Genomic DNA, 1,326 nt, shown 5'->3' on the forward strand with positions numbered 1-1,326 from the left:
CTTCTGGCGCATGCCCGCCACGTCCGCCTTGAGCGTTTCGAGCGGGCGGGGCCGAGCGAGCAACTCGAGACGCAACGCGTCGAACTTCTCGGCAAGCACGGAAGAGCCCGCCACCACCCGCGAGCGCACCAGCGCCTGATGCTCCCAGGTCCAGGCGTTCTGGCGCTGGTAGTCGCCGAAGGCCTTGAGCGAGGTGACCAGAAGCCCGGCGTTGCCGGAGGGGCGCAGGCGCATGTCCACCTCGTAGAGGCTGCCCGCCGGGGTGGTGGCGGTCAGAAGGTGGATGATGCGCTGACCCAGGCGCGTATAGAACACCGGCGTATCCAGCGGGCGGGCGCCGTCGGTCGCTCCCTTGCCGTCGCTGTCGTGCAGAAACACCAGGTCCAGGTCGGAGCCGTAGCCGAGCTCGATGCCGCCGAGCTTGCCGTAGCCGACGATCAGAAACGCCGGTTCGAACTCGCTCGCCCCGGGCGGCACGCCGTGCTTTCTCGCCACGTGCTTCCAGGCCATGGCCAATACCGCGTCGAGGATCACCTCGGCGATGTAGGTCAGGTAGTCGCTCACCTTCATCAGGTGGCGGGTGCCGGCGATGTCCGAGGCGGCCACGTGCAGGGTCTTGGCGTGTTTGAAGACCCGCAGCGCCTCGAGCTGGGCCTCCTCGTCCTCCTCGGGCAGGCGGCTCAGGGTCTGGCGCAGCTCGTCGGCGAGCGCGACCTTGTCCGCCGGCGTGTAGAGCGTTTCCGGCGTCAACAGCTCGTCGAGCAACAAAGGGTAGCGCGCCAGCTGGCGGGCGATCCACGGGCTCGGCGCGCACAGCGCGATCAAGTGCGTGAGCGCCTGCGGGTTCTCGCGCAGCAGCGCCAGGTACGCGGTGCGGCGCAGCACCGCCTCGATCAAGGGCTGCACGCGCTCGAGCGCGGTGTCCGGGGCGTCGTGCTCGGCCACGGCGTCGAGCAGCAGCGGCATCAAGGCGTCCAGGCGCTCGAAGCCGATGCGCTGCATGCTCTGCACCGCGCGGCAGTGATAGAACCCGGTCAGACGCTTGAGTACCGCCGCGGGCTCGCCGAAGCCGGCAGCATTGAGCTTGGCGAGCGCTTCCTCCTCCTCGAGCTCGCCGCGCCACAGCAGGCGCCACTCGTCGAGCCCGACGCCTGCGGCGCCCTCGCCGTCGAACTCCTCCTCGGGCTCGGCGATCACCGCGTCGAAGTGGCGACGCACGCGCGCTCGCGCCGCCTCCAGCCGCTCGAGAAGTGCCGGCCAATCGGCGGCGTTCAGCGCGCAGGCGATGCGCGCGCGCTGAACGCCGCCGATTGGCCGGCACTTCTC

Annotated in this window: 1 protein-coding gene; it reads right to left on the bottom strand. The window is 70.1% G+C overall.

All coding sequences use genetic code 11. The features are described 5' to 3' along the window. Positions 1–1,326 (bottom strand): bifunctional [glutamate--ammonia ligase]-adenylyl-L-tyrosine phosphorylase/[glutamate--ammonia-ligase] adenylyltransferase (gene glnE / locus BIS11_RS17780; protein ID WP_253586752.1); only part of this gene is annotated, 1,326 nt, incomplete at both ends.

Origin of the sequence: Halomonas sp. 707D4, assembly GCF_024158685.1 — a bacterium.
Lineage (GTDB): Bacteria > Pseudomonadota > Gammaproteobacteria > Pseudomonadales > Halomonadaceae > Vreelandella.